At 33.8% G+C, this 17,081-nt stretch carries 15 protein-coding genes; 8 read left to right on the top strand and 7 right to left on the bottom strand.

What is annotated here, in order from left to right:
• Positions 1 to 5 precede the first annotated feature (5 nt).
• Both UH7x_RS08290 and UH7x_RS08285 read right to left on the bottom strand, forming a co-directional pair.
• Positions 6 to 1,415, bottom strand: a complete 1,410-nt coding sequence (locus UH7x_RS08290; protein WP_482363257.1) for a sensor histidine kinase — start codon at positions 1,413 to 1,415, stop codon at positions 6 to 8.
• Positions 1,416 to 1,554: 139 nt separating this feature from the next.
• The gene (locus UH7x_RS08285; RefSeq protein WP_482363256.1) at positions 1,555 to 2,103 is read right to left on the bottom strand and encodes a CopD family protein; all 549 of its coding nucleotides are present in this window, start codon (positions 2,101 to 2,103) and stop codon (positions 1,555 to 1,557) included.
• A gap of 171 nt (positions 2,104 to 2,274) precedes the next feature.
• Here UH7x_RS08285 and UH7x_RS08280 point away from each other — a divergent pair, with 171 nt between their 5' ends.
• Positions 2,275 to 2,775, top strand: coding sequence for a DinB family protein (locus UH7x_RS08280; protein ID WP_482363255.1), 501 nt, complete (start codon positions 2,275 to 2,277; stop codon positions 2,773 to 2,775).
• On the opposite strand, the gene UH7x_RS08275 is transcribed toward UH7x_RS08280, so the two are convergent.
• A complete protein-coding gene (locus UH7x_RS08275; RefSeq protein ID WP_482363254.1) occupies positions 2,776 to 3,339 on the bottom strand; it encodes a TlpA family protein disulfide reductase in 564 nt (187 codons plus the stop codon).
• 139 nt (positions 3,340 to 3,478) lie between these two features.
• On the opposite strand from UH7x_RS08275, the gene UH7x_RS08270 reads away from it, so the two are divergent.
• From UH7x_RS08270 to UH7x_RS08250, 5 genes are all read left to right on the top strand, one after another.
• Positions 3,479 to 3,745 (top strand): hypothetical protein, encoded by a 267-nt coding sequence (locus tag UH7x_RS08270; protein ID WP_482363253.1) that lies wholly within the window; start codon positions 3,479 to 3,481, stop codon positions 3,743 to 3,745.
• 74 nt (positions 3,746 to 3,819) lie between these two features.
• Positions 3,820 to 5,121, top strand: coding sequence for an alpha/beta hydrolase family protein (locus UH7x_RS08265; RefSeq protein ID WP_482363252.1), 1,302 nt, complete (start codon positions 3,820 to 3,822; stop codon positions 5,119 to 5,121).
• 68 nt (positions 5,122 to 5,189) lie between these two features.
• Positions 5,190 to 6,200, top strand: coding sequence for a helix-turn-helix domain-containing protein (locus UH7x_RS08260; protein ID WP_482363251.1), 1,011 nt, complete (start codon positions 5,190 to 5,192; stop codon positions 6,198 to 6,200).
• A gap of 92 nt (positions 6,201 to 6,292) precedes the next feature.
• A complete protein-coding gene (locus UH7x_RS08255; RefSeq protein WP_482363250.1) occupies positions 6,293 to 7,507 on the top strand; it encodes a PQQ-dependent sugar dehydrogenase in 1,215 nt (404 codons plus the stop codon).
• Positions 7,508 to 7,525: 18 nt separating this feature from the next.
• Positions 7,526 to 7,954 (top strand): nuclear transport factor 2 family protein, encoded by a 429-nt coding sequence (locus UH7x_RS08250; protein WP_482363249.1) that lies wholly within the window; start codon positions 7,526 to 7,528, stop codon positions 7,952 to 7,954.
• Here the strand turns inward: UH7x_RS08250 and UH7x_RS08245 are convergent, their stop codons facing one another.
• A complete protein-coding gene (locus UH7x_RS08245) occupies positions 7,955 to 9,331 on the bottom strand; it encodes an MATE family efflux transporter (protein WP_482363248.1) in 1,377 nt (458 codons plus the stop codon).
• Between the two features lie 114 nt (positions 9,332 to 9,445).
• Entirely contained in the window at positions 9,446 to 10,474 is a 1,029-nt protein-coding gene (hemH, locus tag UH7x_RS08240) for a ferrochelatase (RefSeq protein ID WP_482363247.1), read from the bottom strand.
• A gap of 285 nt (positions 10,475 to 10,759) precedes the next feature.
• On the opposite strand from hemH, the gene UH7x_RS08235 reads away from it, so the two are divergent.
• Together UH7x_RS08235 and UH7x_RS08230 are read left to right on the top strand one after the other, a co-directional pair.
• The gene (locus UH7x_RS08235; protein WP_482363246.1) at positions 10,760 to 14,296 is read left to right on the top strand and encodes a TraB/GumN family protein; all 3,537 of its coding nucleotides are present in this window, start codon (positions 10,760 to 10,762) and stop codon (positions 14,294 to 14,296) included.
• Positions 14,297 to 14,325: 29 nt separating this feature from the next.
• Positions 14,326 to 15,168, top strand: a complete 843-nt coding sequence (locus tag UH7x_RS08230; protein WP_482363245.1) for an N-acetylmuramoyl-L-alanine amidase-like domain-containing protein — start codon at positions 14,326 to 14,328, stop codon at positions 15,166 to 15,168.
• Positions 15,169 to 15,170: 2 nt separating this feature from the next.
• Here the strand turns inward: UH7x_RS08230 and UH7x_RS08225 are convergent, their stop codons facing one another.
• A complete protein-coding gene (locus tag UH7x_RS08225) occupies positions 15,171 to 15,965 on the bottom strand; it encodes a ThuA domain-containing protein (protein WP_482363244.1) in 795 nt (264 codons plus the stop codon).
• A 72-nt stretch (positions 15,966 to 16,037) separates the two neighbouring features.
• Positions 16,038 to 16,940 (bottom strand): helix-turn-helix domain-containing protein, encoded by a 903-nt coding sequence (locus tag UH7x_RS08220; protein ID WP_482363243.1) that lies wholly within the window; start codon positions 16,938 to 16,940, stop codon positions 16,038 to 16,040.
• Between the last annotated feature and the right edge of the window lie 141 nt (positions 16,941 to 17,081).

The raw sequence follows: 17,081 nt of genomic DNA, 5'->3' as shown, positions 1-17,081 counted from the left end.
TTTATTTAAATGTTTTTGGGAAAACGAACTGTAAAAATAGTTTCAATTCCTTTTTTAGACATTACTGTAATATCGCCTTTGTAAGTTTCAACAATGTTTTTTACCATACCTAAACCAAGACCCATTCCGCTTGACTTTGTAGTAAACTTGGGTTCAAATATTTTATCCTTAAATTCTTCTGCAATTCCAACACCATTATCGGCAACTGTAATTTTTACCATTTCATTATCCGAAGAAACTGAAACCGTAATGTTAGGATTTTCTACTTCTGGCATGGCCTGTATCGCATTTTTTACCAAATTAGTAACCACTCTTATTAATTGTGTACGGTCTAATTTCGCGATAATTTCTTCCTCTTCTGAATGGAAATCAATATAGTTTTCATTAAAAATATCCAAGGCTAATCTCACTATTTCAACGACATTTAAAGTCTCGTTTTGCTGGGCAGGCATCTCAGCAAAATTTGAAAATGCTGATGCAATATTGCTCATGGTATCAATTTGCTGAATAAGTGTTTTTGAATACTCCGCTACTTTAGAATCTATATCGGGGTCATTTGGGTTAAATTTACGTTCAAAACTCTGTACACTTAAACGCATAGGTGTTAAAGGGTTCTTTATTTCGTGTGCAACTTGCTTTGCCATTTCCCGCCATGCCTGTTCCCGCTCACTTCGTGCTAATTTCGCTGCACTATTCTCAAGTTCATCAATCATGGCATTATAGGAAGTAATTAAATTACCGATTTCTTCACTTGGATCTTCAACAAATATTTTCTGATTTTTACCCGATAATTCTGTTCTAGACAGCATATCTGAAACCGTTTTTAAAGATCGGGTAATGTATTTTGATATAAAATATGCCGAACCAATGGCTATTATCATCATTAAAAGATACACCCATGCTAATCGAACCAAAAATTCTCTTAGTTCGTTATCATTGAAAGAATTATCCTCATAATAAGGCAAATTTAAAATACCAATGGGCTTGAATTTTAAATCATTGATATACATATATGAGGCCTGATATCTATCACCAGCAGCAGAATTATGTTCCACATATCTTTTGGCAACACTAGCTGCAAGATTATTTAGGACATCTGGAGTCAAACAAGTGGAAATAGAATCATTCTCAAACTGCGTTTTTGAACTTTTAATTAACTGCCCTTCTAAATCGTAAATATTAAAATTAACATTTTGCACATCGGCAATACGATATATTTCATCTCTAAAAATATGTACAAGATTTTCCGTTGTTACAGGGTAAGTGGTCTGTTGTAATGTATTTTTAATACTCTGGTTTATTTGCTCTTCCTTCTTTGCTAAACGAACTTTATGATAATCACTATTAATCTCACGAAACTGATAAATAGTAATACCCAAAATTAATACCGATGCAATTACTACCAATAAAATCATGGTAACGAAAATGCGGGATCTAAGAGAAAGTTCTTTTAACAAGCTTGGATTTATTTGTACTCAAAGGTAGCAAATATCGAGCCATTATACCCTTGACTGAATAATTCTAAATTAAGATAACTATACAACTTTAATGTTTTTAGGCGTCCGGATTTTTTGCTCTAATCTGCTTATAAAGTTTGATTCCTAACATTAAAATAATTCCAAAAACGATAATGCCAATAACACCATAAATCCAATTCAATGCATTTCTAAGCATCACTAAAAAAATAATGGCAAAAAGTAAAAGGGTTGCACCTTCATTCCAAATACGCATATAATTAGATGTGTATTTAATCACATTATTCTGTAATTGTTTAAAAATTTGGTGTGTTTTTAAATGGTAAATAATTAATAGCAAAACAAAAGCCAATTTAACGTGCATCCATGGCTGCTGTAGTAATGAGGGTATTAAAACAAGTAATAGAACAGCAAATAGAACAGCTAATATAGCTGATGGCCACGTAATAATAAACCACAACCTTTTAGACATTAATTGCAATTGCTTAGTAAGTATTTCTCGTTCTGGGGATGCTTTTTCTGATGCCTCAATGTGATAAATAAACAACCTTGGAATGTAGAATAAACCCGCAAACCAAGTAATTACAAAAATTAAATGCAGTGCCTTTATGTAGTTATAGTATTCCATTGATATGCTTAATCTTAACAGTCTATCTAAACTGAAAGACAAAGGTAAGAAATGATTCGAGTTGAATTCCGCACATTATTAACGCATGATTCTAGTATTTTATTAAAATCATAACCTTACTATTTTTGATAATTTGTAATTTGAAGTGTCCAATAAAACTTAATTACTAACATGGCACAGCAAGAAATTTGGCTTAGTGGTCCTATTCCTGAAATTCCAGCATTACTACAACCATCTGCTCATGCTCTATTACAATCTGTTCGTGAGGTTAAAGAATCTCTTAAAGATTTTCCGGAAGAAAAATTATGGGTAATGCCTTTCGGTAGGGCTGCTGTTGGATTTCATCTACAACATTTAACTGGTGTCTTAGATCGCATGCTGACTTATGCGCAGGACAAACCGTTGACAGCAGAGCAATTTCAATTTCTGAAAAATGAAGGGAATTCAGCAATCGATAAAAAATCTATCGAAATGGTTTCGGAATTTGACTCAAAAGTAAATGAAGCTTTAAATTACTTTAAAACTGTGCCAGAATCAGCATTATCAGAAGTAAGAACTGTTGGCCGCAAAAAACTACCATCATCCGTAATCGGGTTACTTTTTCATGCTGCAGAACATAGTCAAAGACACGTTGGCCAATTATTAGTAACCTTAAGCGCTATAAAAGAATAATTACCGAAGGGCATTGTCTAAAATTTTTCGAATCTTCTTGCTATTCCAATCGACGGCTCCAACTTCCTTTATGATAATTTTACCTGTTTTATCAATAACATAATTTGTAGGAATACTACTTGACTGTAAATGTTTTGGACTATTCATCATCGGTAGATAGACTGGTAAATCATAGCCTTTCTTACTTAAAAATGCTGTAACTTTTTCTGGCTTTTCATTAGTTAATAAAAGAAAATTAACTCTTGTTCCATAATCTTCATGCAATTGCACAATACTAGGCATTTCGGCGATACATGGTGGACACCAAGTTGCCCAATAGCTAATAAAAGTAACCTCATCATCTCCTACGTTAATGTTTATTGAATTGCCATCTAAAGTGGTTAGATTATATTGAAATGGTTGCAATTGAGTTTGGTCTTCTTCACTTAATTCAGATGGCGACATTAAAAAAACCTTAGCTTTATTTACAGTTACTTGCAAAGCTATTCGCGTTTGTGGAATTATTAAAGCCACAATGAAAAGTGCAAAAATAATATTACTAAAAGACAAATGTTTCTTCTTCATTATGACAAGTCACTTTCATTATTTGGTCGTACTCATACTGATTCCTTTACTAAAAAACCTCAAAACAGTATTCTAAGTCCATTAATGTAACAAAACTAGTTATTTCACTACATATCATCGGAACTATTAATACAAGACTATGAAAGGAGGAGGAATAGCAGCGGCTATTGTAACATTGAAAAACAATCGATCATTGCTTAAGAAGCGTAAGCTAAAAAGTAAAGGAGATGTTTATGGTATTGAAAGCAAAACTAAGTTGAATCTAAAAGTTTCAACAGAACAAGACATGAAGCGTATTCGCAAAAAAATTAAAATCTATAAACGCCAAGAGCGGATGAATTGGGTAATTACAATCTGTATTACTTTTGTTTTTATTTATGGAGTTATCTGGTGGCTTGCATCTTAAGCATCCAAATTTTTACATTCATTATGTTACTACAAATTTATTTGTACCTTAATCCGTAACTCAAAAACACTACCATGAAACGCTCCATAAGTAATGCCTCATTACTACTATTTATTTTTTCCATTCTATTAATTAGCAACAATCTTCAAGCCCAACAAGATTTTTTATACGGTGATCAACTACCCGATGCCCCTGAACTTTCTAAACGAGGAGAGCACACAATTGGGGTACGTACCATGCAATTGACAAATAAAAATCAAATTGATATTATAAATTCTAAAGAAGGTAAAGACCCAACGTATGATCGCCCATTAACGGTTGAAATTTGGTATCCAGCGAATGCCTCAGACAAAACTGCTACAGTAACCTATAACGAAGTTATGGGCACACGTGGCGATTCACTACGCCCTTTAGTTCCATTTACATTTAATGGACGAGCAATTAGAGATGCAAAACCTAAAACCTCAGCAGGTAAATTTCCACTAGTTATTGTGGCTCACGGATATGTGGGGTCGCGCTATTTAATGACGTATTTAACCGAAAACCTAGCCTCAAAAGGTTACATTGTAGTTTCAATTGACCATACTGATTCTACTTTTAAAGACGCAAATGTTTTCCAGAGCACTTTATTAAACAGAGCAAAAGATATTCGTTTTGTTGTTAACGAAATAGCCAATTTAGGCGCAGCAGATAGTAAAGATTCTTTGGCTGGACTTATAGATTCCGAAAACATTGGAATAGTCGGTTATTCTATGGGCGGTTATGGCGTTCTAAATGTCGGTGGCGCTGGTTATAGTGATGGCCTTGGACAATTCTTCGGAGGAATGACAAAAGGAAGTTCGGCAATTTCCACATTACTAGCGAGTAATACGGAATATCAAAAACAAAAAGACCCACGTATTAAGGCCGTTGTAGCTTTTGCTCCATGGGGAATGGAACGTGGCGTTTGGGATGCAGAAGGCCTAAAAGGACTTACCAAACCAACTTTGTTTATTGCAGGAAGTCAAGATGATATTTCTGGTTATGAAAAAGGTATTAAAGCCATTTACGAAGGAACTATAAATGCAGATAGGTATTTACTTACTTATGAGAATGCGAGACACAATGTTGCTCCTAATCCCCCACCAGCAGAGTCTTTAGCACCTGGATTACATATTGATGAATACTATCGTTATGCAGATAGTAGTTGGGACCAACGCAAAATAAATAATGTTAATCAGCATTTTGTATCTGCTTTTTTAGGGTCGCTTCTAAAAAATGAAGACCATTCAAAGTTTTTAGATATCCCTGAAAATTCTAATGAGCAAAACTGGCCTGGATTTAAACCTAGATCATCAACAGGTATGGAATTGTTGCAGCAAAAAGCAGCTAATTAACTAAATCCTTGAACTAAACGTGCTTAAACTTTTATTAAAAAGGGTACACTAATTTTCTAATCCTTAGCATGAATCTAGATTCGGTAATTCTTGTTTTAAGTTGCATTGGCCTGGTTCAAGCTGTTTTTTTATGTGCCTATCTTTTCACTTTTAGAAACGGCAATAACAAAACCAATATTTTTTTAGCATTTTTCCTTTTGGGACTCACCATTCGAATTGGAAAATCGGTGCTAAATGTATACCTCACCCTAGAACCTTGGCAAAGAAATCTTGGTATTTCAGGGCTATTACTATCTGGGCCTGTGTTATGGTTTTATGGACGATTGTTACTAAAAAGAGAACGTAAAATTCATCCCAAAGACTATGCACATCTAATCCCATTTATAAGCTTCGTGGTATTTTGTTATTTCATTCCAAATGATGGTACCACCTTGTCTTATTGGATTTATATTTCCGTTTTCATTCACCTTTTACTCTATCTTATTTTATCGATTTTACTTTATTTCAAATACAGGCTTAAAACAGAGTTAACTATTACCACTGTTTACAGAAACTTATTAATAGGAACTGCACTAATTTGGACTTTCTATATGGGTAATTTGGCGGGTATTTTCCCCTATTATATTGGAGGTGCTATTTTCTTTTCTCTTTTAGTCTATGTTTTTTCATTTCTACTTTTAAAAAAACCGCTTTTTGCTATTGAAAAATATGCTAATTCTTCTATGGATCAAGCGACCTCTAAAAAACATCTAAATCAATTAAAAACACTTTTTCAAAACGAACAATTATATTTAGACAACATGATTAATTTAGATCAGATTGCCGAAAAGATGAATATTTCTTCACGTAATCTTTCGCAAGTGATTAATGAAAATGAACAGAAAAATTTCTCTGAATTTGTTAATGAATATCGCATAGAAAAAGCTAAAACATTATTAATAGATGCCAAATATATACAAGAAAAAATTGCTACAATCGCCTATGACTGTGGCTTTGGCAATGTAACTTCATTCAATCTAGCCTTTAAATCGGCAACAAAACTCACCCCGTCACAATACCGAAATCAACACAAATCTTAAATTAAAAATTTTAATTTTTCGTTTTAAGAATCATGATTTTTAAAGGATTTTGTTCTGATTGTTCTGATTTTTGAATCATCTAACAATCAATAATGAAAACGATAATCTTATTATTCTCACTTACGTTATTTACCTGCTCTGAGACAAAAAAAGGTAACGCAACTCTTTCTGAAACTATTCCTAAAAAGAAAGTAATTATTGATAGTTTATCTCGCCCTTGGAGCATGGCATTTCTGTCTGAAGATGAAGTACTACTTTCAGAAAAAGATGGTGATCTATTACGGATAAACTTAACAACTAAAAAAAGAATTCAAATCAAGGGTTTTCCAAAAGATCGAATAGATAGTTTATTATATCAAAAAAGCGATTACGAACCTGGCGTATTTCCAAGTCGGATGCCCGATGGTATTAAGGAAACTTTTAATGCGGGCATTTTAGACGTTAAACTTGATCCTGATTATGCCGAGAATAACAACATATTCATTTCTTATGTTAGCAAAAGCAGTGATGGCTCGACAACTAAGGTAATCAAGGCTCAGCTAGAAAATGACTCCTTAAAAAATATAAAATCGATATTCTTAGCATTACCCTATTCTCACGGAATGTACCATTACGGAGGAGGAATGACATTTGGAAAAGACAACAAATTATACATTACAATTGGTGAACGCCTGTTCAATGAAGATAATCAGCCAGCAATACCTATCGCACAAAACACAACCGACCGTAGAGGTAAAATATATCGCCTTAATTCTGATGGAACAATACCTTCTGATAATCCTGATTTTGGAGTGGATGCTATTCCAGGATTGTATGCGACAGGTATTAGAGCAGCCCAAGGCATAACGGTTGAACCAGAAACAGGAAATATTTGGTTTAGCGAGCACGGCACTACACAAGGTGATGAAATTAATTTACTAACCAAAGGAGCTAATTACGGCTGGCCTATTATTACTTCAGGAAAATATAGAGGTGACAAATTCATTCCAAAAAAAATAGAGGGCACTACCTACACAGAACCAAAATGGTTTTGGCTACAGACTGTTGCTCCTACCGGACTTACTTTTTACACAGGAAATGAATTCCCACTATGGAAAAATAATTTAATAATCCCAGGCTTATCAAGAGGTAGTCTCTGGCGAGTTCGTATTGAGGATGAAACAGTAAAAAGTATGGAAGAGCTATTTATTGACAATCGCGAACGTTCACGAAAAGCAGTTCAAAGTCCTGAAGGCAAACTATACATTTTAACTGAAGACTTATCAAATCGAACAAATGGAAAAATAATTCGAATTAAACCAGAATAACAATTTAACAAATAAATTATGCACAAATTTATATTTAGTATCGTTTTAATATTAGCAATTGGATCATTACAAGCACAATCAGAAGAAACAGAGATTCGCCAAGCATTACAGAAATACTTAGATGGTAGCTCTTATAATGATCCTAAAAAAATAGCGGAACCCTTCTATGAAGATGTTCAAATGTTCTTATCAAAAAAAGATCAACCCATTTACATTCTTTCTATTGCAGAATATGCAGCATTGTTTGAAAAAAGAGAAAAAGGTAAATTCAATGGAAGAGTTGGAAAAATTTTATCTGTAGATCAAGAAAATGATATTGCATTAGCAAAAGCTGAAATCCTTATCGCAAAAGAAAGTCTTCGTTTTATTGATATGTTCATTCTTAAAAAACTTGAAGGTGGTTGGAAAATAATAAGTAAAGCAGCAACTCTAATGCCTGAAGAATAATCAACCCAACGTCCTAGAAATCTCCCGTTTTAAATAAGCACCGGTTACAATAGTTGACAAGACATCCGCAATAGGAAATGACAACCAAACGCCTATTTCTCCATATAAATCTGGCAATGTTAGAATCAATGGAATAAAAAATATTCCTTGCCGTGTTAATGTTAAAAACAGTGCTGGTTTTGCTTTTCCGATTGCTTGAAAATAAGCTGAACCAATTAATTGTATGGCAATAATAGGTGTCGCGGCAAAAACCAATCGCATTGCACTTGGCATGTGTTTAAATACATAGTTGTTAATTTCAACCTCAGCTACTGGCAACCCCTCTTTTGAACTTAGAAATAATGCAGCAATTTCTGTTGGAAATATAAAAAGACCTAAAAAAACAATTGTTCCTAAGATAGATGCATACTTTATTGCTGTATAAATACTTTCTTTTACACGATCATATTTTTCTGCCCCATAATTAAATCCGGCTATAGGCAAGAATCCTTGTGTTATACCAAATACTGGAAACAGCGCAAACATTAACATACGACCAATTATAGCATACACTGTAACCATAGCTTCACCACCCAATCCGAACAGTATATTATTTAAAATCAAATAAATAACACTTACAGCTGCTTGCCGAGCTAGGGTAACAAAACCTAATGAACTAATTTCCCTAAGAATAGTTTTATTAAAACCAAAATGAGTCGCATTTATCTTAAGTTCCGAATTCTTAGAAAGAAAGAAGTATAAAATATAACTGAAAGAACATAAATATGCTCCTGTAGTTGCCCATGCTGCTCCTTCCATTCCCCAATCAAAAATATTGATAAATAGAAAATCCATAAATAGATTCCCTACTGATGGGATTATCATGGCAATCATTGCAAATTTCGGTTTTCCTTCCGCTCGTATAACATTATTCCCGAGCATCGTTAATGCTAGAAATGGAACACCATATAATACAATAATATAGTAGATTTTAGCATAATCAAAAATCTCTCCCTTACCACCAAATGCCGGAATTAATGTGTCTACATAAAAAAGACCTAACCCAGCCATAACTATTGTAACTACTACAGTTAAGGTGATTTGATTGCCAAAAGTTTTTAATGCTTTTTCTTTATTATTAGCACCCATGGCACGGGAAATCATACTTGAGCCTCCAACGCCAATAGCCATTCCTAAAGCAGCAATAAAAAAGGAAACTGGTAATACTACATTTATTGCAGCTATCGCGATTGGACCAATCCAATTGCCCACAAAAATGGAATCCACTAAAATATTTAATGACATCACCAGAATACCAATAGCAGCTGGTATTGCTTGCCTTATGAGTAGTTTACTTATTGGCTGTGTGCCTAATTGTTCTGAAGTGGTATTCGACATTTAATGTCAGTTTTAAGTCTATATCGAACTCCATCGGAAGCTTTTCAAATACTAAGTAAAAATATATACAGTACTTAGTGTAAATTGTTCATTTTAGAAGTACATCAAAAAAGTTTAAGGCAAAACATCACTTTTTTCCCAATCATTAACCCAATCAGCCATTACTGATACCCAGGCATCACCATCATTTAAACAAGCAATATGGCGATAATCTCCGCCACCCGCTTCTTGAAATTGGTGCTTCCCTTCCATTGCAATCTCTTCTAGGGTCTCTAAGCAATCCGATACAAAAGCTGGTGTAATAACCGCTAAATTCTTTTTACCCTCTTCAGCTAGTCGTACAAATTCAAAATCTGTATACGGCTTTAACCAAGGGTCGTTTGGTAGCCTCGATTGAAAAGAATTACTGATTTTGTCGTCTGGCAAATTTAAGTAGGCCTGAACTTTTTTGGTAGTTTCAAAACACTGATGACGATAGCACGTATTGTGTGCTACAGAATTTGTATTACAACAACTACCATCTATTTTACAATGAAAGCGCGTTGGGTCACTTTTTCTTATATGTCGTTCCGGAATACCATGATATGAGAATAAAACATGATCATAATTAAAACCTTCTAAACCTTCTCTTATGCGTTCCGATAGCACTCTAATAAAATCATCATTCTTATAAAATGCCGGTAATGTTGTAATTTTTACATTCGAAAAATGTTCTTCTTGTACTTCCATAGTTTTCACCACTACGGTTTCGAAACTCGACATTGCATAATGCGGATACAAAGGGACTAACAAAACTTCATCAACGCCTTTATTTACAAGTTCTTGCAAAGCATTTTTTATGGTCATTGAACCATATCGCATACCTAATGCAACAGGCAAAGTAGTTTGTTTTTGTACTTTTTCTGCAAATCGTTCAGAAATTACAACTAAGGGCGAACCTTCTTCCCACCAAATTTTTGCATATGCCTCTGCAGATTTTTTAGGACGTGTTCTTAAAATAATACCACGAACAATAATATTTCGAAGCCAATTAGGCACATCAATAACCCTTTCGTCCATTAGAAATTCATCTAAATATGGTTTTACATCTTTCGCCGTTGGACTTTCGGGTGATCCTAAATTTACTAGTAGTACTCCTTTCATCTGTAATTTCTAATGTTTTTCGAAGGTCAGTAGTAATTAACCAATAAACATCTAGGATGGCATTGGTGTTGTTGCGGCACATTTCACAACTATATCACTTCTTTTTCGACCGTAAAAATACTACTTGTAACCAAATTCCGTTAAAATAATTCGTGGCATTATTGATAGCATAATAAGAAATGGTTATAATAGATATGTTTAACCTCCGTTTTATTGACTAAAACGCTTATTATTTAATTGTTTTTTAGGAAACTAAATTATCTCAGAATTCCCGGAAGAGTATATATGCAAAAGAAAATCACGCTAGTTCTATTGTTATTTGTTGCCGGGCTCTTTGCCCAGTCAGACGATTCTACTCTTGACATAAATATAAATAGTCTTCTTTGGGAGATTTCCGGTAATGGCTTACCGCAATCTTCATATCTCTATGGCACCATGCATGTTAGTAAGCGAATTGCATTTCGTTTAGACGATGTTTTTTACGAAGCTTTAGACAAAAGTGAAGTTGTAGCTCTTGAATCGGATCCCGATACTTGGCTCGAAAAATCTGATAATTTCGGTGGTATGGGTACTGGTTTAAACCCAAGTGGATTCTATTCAACCCCTTTCGCATTAAAAAACCCAAAGAAAGAAGAAATTGGTGCTTACCTCTCTTTTGAAGACCGACGTGTAAATAATATTCTCTACCGCACTAATGAATACTCCCAAAACTTTGAAGAGGAAACCTATCTAGATATGTTTATCTATCAGGCAGGTAAGAAATTCGAAAAACCAGTAGTCGCGTTAGAAGATCTTGAAGAATCGGCTGCCTTAGTAGGTCGTGCTAGTCTTAATGCCATGAAGCAAAAGCCAGACGAATGGTTACAGAAAAAAATGCAAGAACAAGATCCAATGAGTATTTTACAAGATGCTTATAGAAATCGAAATATTAATTTGCTCGATTCTATTGATAACGCAATGTATACTAAGCACTATTTAAAAAACATGCTATATACACGTAATAGAAATATGGCCGACCGTCTCGATTCGGTAATGCAAACCTCAAAAGTATTTACAGGTATTGGCGCAGCGCATCTTCCTGGAAAAAATGGAGTGATTACTATGCTTAAAAATAAAGGCTATACAGTAAAACCTTTAACTTCTAAAGCAACACAAAAAGGAAAGCGTTTAAAAGAAATGTTCGAAACAAAAATTAGGCAAAACGGATACAAAACCGCTTTTCCTGATGATAAATTCTTCACTATTGATTTGCCTAATAAATTATATCCCGTAGCTGAATATGCAAGTACCACCTATATCTCCCCAGATCTAGCGAACGGTAGTTATGTTATGGTGAACAGGATACCAACTTTTAAATATATAAAGCAAGATGATATTTTCTCTCTTAAAGCCATAGACAAATTATTATTTGAGAACATTCCAGGAAAAATAGAAGAAAAAACAAGAATTAAAAGAAACGGTTTCGAAGGGCTCGATATTAAAAATAAATTAAAAAATGGTGACCACCAACGTTATCAAATCTATTTGACTCCCCTTGAGATTGTTATTTTTAAAATGGGCGGTGATGGTGATTTTGTCTCGCAACATTCGGATACTATTTTCAATAGTATACACTTTAGAAAACCTATTAAAAAGCAAGTAACCGTTGCTTCAGCTTTTAAAGATTTTGAAGTAACATTACCTTCATTATATAATTTTAAGAACCAATTACGCAATGGCGATCGTTTTGCTGAAGCCTATGATTCAATCTCCGACTCCTATTATTTTTTAAGAAAAACTACTTTAAATGATTTTAATTTTATTGAGGTGGATTCATTTGAACTTAAGCAAATTCAGAAACGATTCTATCAAGATTTAAAACTCAAGCCTGCATATGATAACGTTCAAGCGAACACTCTCACTTCAAAAGCAACAATTGATGCAGCACTACAAAAAAACATCTATTTAAAAACAGCTTTTAAACGAGGCGACTATTACCTTTTAGGCATAGTAACCAAGAATGAAGAAAAGGTTGCTCCTTTTTTCGATTCCTTTAAAATTAAAGAAGCTATTTACCTTAACAAATTTGAAAGCATACGAGATACCGCCATGCTTTTTAGCACTGTTACAAACGTAAAACCGCCGAAATTCGTTGAGAATTCTAATAATTACTACACAGGTACAGAAAAACCAAAAGCATATAGTTCTTTCAATAAGAAATCCATTTATCAAAATAAGAATAACGAAGCGATAACAGTAGAATTAAATAAGGCTCATGATTTTATGATGCTTCCTTCAATCGATTCATTATGGTCTATTCGCAAAAAAAATCATGCCTACAAAGAATTCATTATATACAAAGAAAAAGACACCACCTATGCCGACGGCACATATGAACTACAATTAACATTAACCGACACCGCTAGTACTAGAGGCATCTTAATAAAAAATGTTGTTAAAAACGGACTTGCATATGAATTAAAGACACAGGTAGACACCCTTGAAAAACCAAGCAAATTTGTTGGTGAGTTTTTCGAAAATTTCAAACCTATCGATACCATAATTGGCAAATCTATTTTTGAAGATAAAACTTCGATTTTCTTTAAAGCCCTTCGAGAAAATGACAGTATTCTAATAGATGGTTACAACTTAATATCGTTTAAGAATACAGCTGTAGACTCGTTAAAGTATTATATTGAAAACTTCGATTTTAAGGACGACCAAAAATATATACAGTCTTTTCTTATTCAAAAACTCGGTAAACTCAATGACCCCAAAAGCGTTGATTTCTTTAAAAGGTTTTATGCTAAATCGTACGATAATTCAGATGCCCAGACTAAAATTTTAAAGTCGGTAACTAAAAATGCAGATGCAAACTCGGTAAAACTATTATTAGAATTATTAGCTCAAGACTTACCCCTTACATCAAATAGACATGAAATAACTCAGATCTTTAGACCATATATGGATAGCCTGTCGATGGCTAAAAAGTTGTATCCTGAATTATTAGATTACAGTGGTATTGAAGAATATAAATCACCTATCTTTTCTTTACTCGCTCGATTAGTAGAAAAGGAAATTATTAAACCTAAGAGTTATAAGAAATATCGGAAGCAAATATTGAATGATGCCAAAATTCAACTAAAACGGCAATTGAGCAGGACTAGTAGTTACAGAAATACAGCAGCAGCACTTACTGAACCTAACAACTCCACCAATGGTATATTAGAAGATTATGCTGTTCTACTATATCCATTTATAAATGAAAAAGACATAACCCAATTTTACAACCGATTGCTTTTAGTTAAGAATAATCGCATAAAGACCACCTACTTAACATTATTAGCCAAAGACGAAGCAACAATACCTACCGGAATGTTGCAAGAAATTGCTGAAGATATCAACGGCCGTTTATTCTTATTTAATAAGTTGAAAAAAATAAAGAAACTGAATCTTTTTCCATCGGACTATAAAAATGAACAGGCACTGGCAGAAGCTAGCGTTTATGAGTTTTCATATTTTAAGAAAAAACAAGACTCTATTCAATTCCTAGATAAAAAACCATTGAGCTATGAAGGCAAATCGTATACAGGTTATTTCTTTAAAACAAGAGACAACAAAGAATACGATAAAAACTTTACAATGAATCTGATCGTCTTTGAAAAGGGAAAACCACTTACTACCAACCCTTATTATAAAAATGCAGGAATGCGCATAGAAGATACAGAAACTGACCAAGATGTTATTGGTTTTGTTATTGAAGAGTTTCAATTAAAAGACCGTAATAGAGCAGAAGTCTACAAGCCAAACGGATATGGTATGTACGGCCATTATGGGTATTAATTGTTATTTTTGAATATGATTTTTCCATTATGAAGAATATAATATCATTGTTCTTATTATGCATTTTTTCCGCGTTAACATACGCGCAACAAATCACGTGTTCCCCTGCCGACAAACAAGCCTTTGAAAACAAGACTATAGAAATCGATGGACTTTTAGAAAGTGATTTCGGTAAAACTTTGGTTGCGATTGGAAAAACTTTTAAAGGTATACCGTATGTGGCCAAAACCTTGGAAATTGGTGAAACCGAATCGCTGGTTGTAAACTTACACGGACTCGATTGCACCACCTTTGTGGAAAATGTACTTGCCTTCGGTTTGCTTTTAAAAGAAGGAAATTCGGACTTTAATTCATTTACCAAACATCTTGAAACCATACGGTATAAAGATGGAAACCTCAATGGATACGGGTCTCGTTTGCATTATTTTTCTGAATGGATAGCGAATAATGAAGAAAAAGGTTTGGTTAAAAATATTACCAATGAATTAGGGGGAGTTGCCATAGAAAAGGAAATCAATTTTATGGGTACGCATCGCGAGCTCTACCCGTTTTTAAAAGATAATACCAATTTTGAGAAGATTTTAGTAACCGAAAAAGAATTGGCAAAAGAAACATTTTGTTATCTACCTCAAGACCAAATCACAGCCAATGAGCACTTAATTAAAACAGGAGATATTATAGCATTGGCAACCTCCATTAACGGATTAGACGTTACGCACACAGGTATTGCCACTCTAGAAAAAGACGGCCGAATTCATTTATTACATGCCGCTACTGGCTCTATGAAAGTTGAAATTTCAAAGCTTCCATTAGCCGAATATTTAAAAGGAATTAAAAAGAATATTGGTATTCTGGTTGCACGGCCCAATTAATATTAACGCCCCAAACAGTATTCTATCCCGCCCAATAAATGCTCTTTAAAATCTGACAAGTCGTAAACTTCTTCATTATGACCAATGCCAGTATAAAACGAGCGACCACCATCATATTCTTGATACCAAGCTATAGGATGATTTTCGCCATTAGCACCACCAACATAAGTAGCTTCGTCTAAATTCAACAAGACATTTATATTCGGACTAATTTCTTTAAAGTCGTACCACTCTTCAGACAATTTCCATGAAGTGCCTAAATGATTTGTAGCTTCATGTGTTTTGTTTACCACATCAATTGTAGCTTGTTGAACCTCCGGGTGACTTAAAAAGTATGCACCTACCAATTCTCCATACCAAGGCCAATCGTATTCGGTATCACATGCCGAATGAACACCCATAAAGTTTCCGCCCGTTTGAATATAGTTTTCAAAAACTTCCTGTTGCGTATCATTTAAGATATCGCCGGTGGTGTTTAAAAAAATAACCAAGTCATAATTTTGAAGATTTTCAGCAGTAAACAACGCACTATCATCAGTGCTTTCCAATAAAAAACTATTCGCTAAAGCTAATGTTTCAAACGTTTCAATGCCTTTCTCTATTGAAGTATGTTTAAAACCAGCCGTTTTATAAAAAACTAATACGGATTCTTCAGCTACCTCCTCTGAGTTCATCTTCTCGAGAATAGCCTTCTCTTCAGTAGCTTCAATATCTTGTATTAATTCATTGTCTTTTTGGCAACCTACTGTACAAAGTAGCACAGCAAAAAGTATAAATAGTAGTTTACGGGGGAACATAATTTCATTTTTGCAGTTGCAAAAATATACCTTACAGTTTAATAAAGCCTACTAATGAGCGTCAAGTTTATGTTAATTTGAAGACATAACATACTTCTTGGGCGTTGTCCCATACTTCTTTTTAAATGCAGAAATAAAGTGACTCGCAGTGCTATACCCAACACGCAAGCCTACTTCGTTTACATTGTGCTGCCCTGTTTCTAGCATTTTACGAGCAAATTCCATTTTATAATCAAAAAGGAAACTATAAACCGAATCACCATAAATTTGTTTAAACCCCTCTTTCAATTTTTTAAGACTTAGCCCTATTTCTTCTGAAAGTTCTGCCAATGTGGGTGGTTCAGCCATTCTAGAAATCATTATTTCCTTTGCCTGACGAATTCGACGTACATTATCCTCATCCACCAAAAATGGACATTGTTCAATATCAGCATCATCGCTTTTATTAAAATACAAAGCAATTAACTCATACACCTTACCCTTTATATATAAAGTCTTTATGGAAGGATGTAAATTATAATTTATTAACTGGCTTAAAATAACTGCAATTGCAGGAGAAACTTTTTCCTGTGAATAATACTTTTTCTCCTTATTATCGGCACTTAAAAATGGGATATAATCTGCCTCAGAAGAAAACAAAGAGTGAAACTTTCGAATGGTCATAACTACTGAAACCAACCAAGATTTTTCACTTAATTCCAAATTTAATGGCAAATCTACCTGTGTATTATACAGTAAAAGTGAATTCTCTTCGGAAACCTCTAGCGCATAGCGACCATCATTAAATATAAACTTGGCACTCCCTTTTAAACAAAAATGAAATTGAATAAATGAACTATCTATTTCACGTGTAACTTTCTGAATATTAGACTCATCGTTTTGTAATTTTAAAACAAAAAAGCCATCGTCAATCAATACTTCCTGAAAAGAACCTTGAGCGATGTTTTTTACTTCGAGTAGACCTTTATTTTTCATTATATTTATTTAGAAACGTTCTAAATAAGAATATTGTAAAACGCAGTATTTACTACGAAAATACTGGATTTCAACGTATTTACATTCAATTATATCTAAAAATACTCATATCGATACTTATTGTTCCTCTAGCGTTACTTT

It is taken from the genome of Aurantibacter sp. UH7 (assembly GCF_056839165.1).
This window is presented reverse-complemented; position numbering and strand designations above follow the sequence as displayed.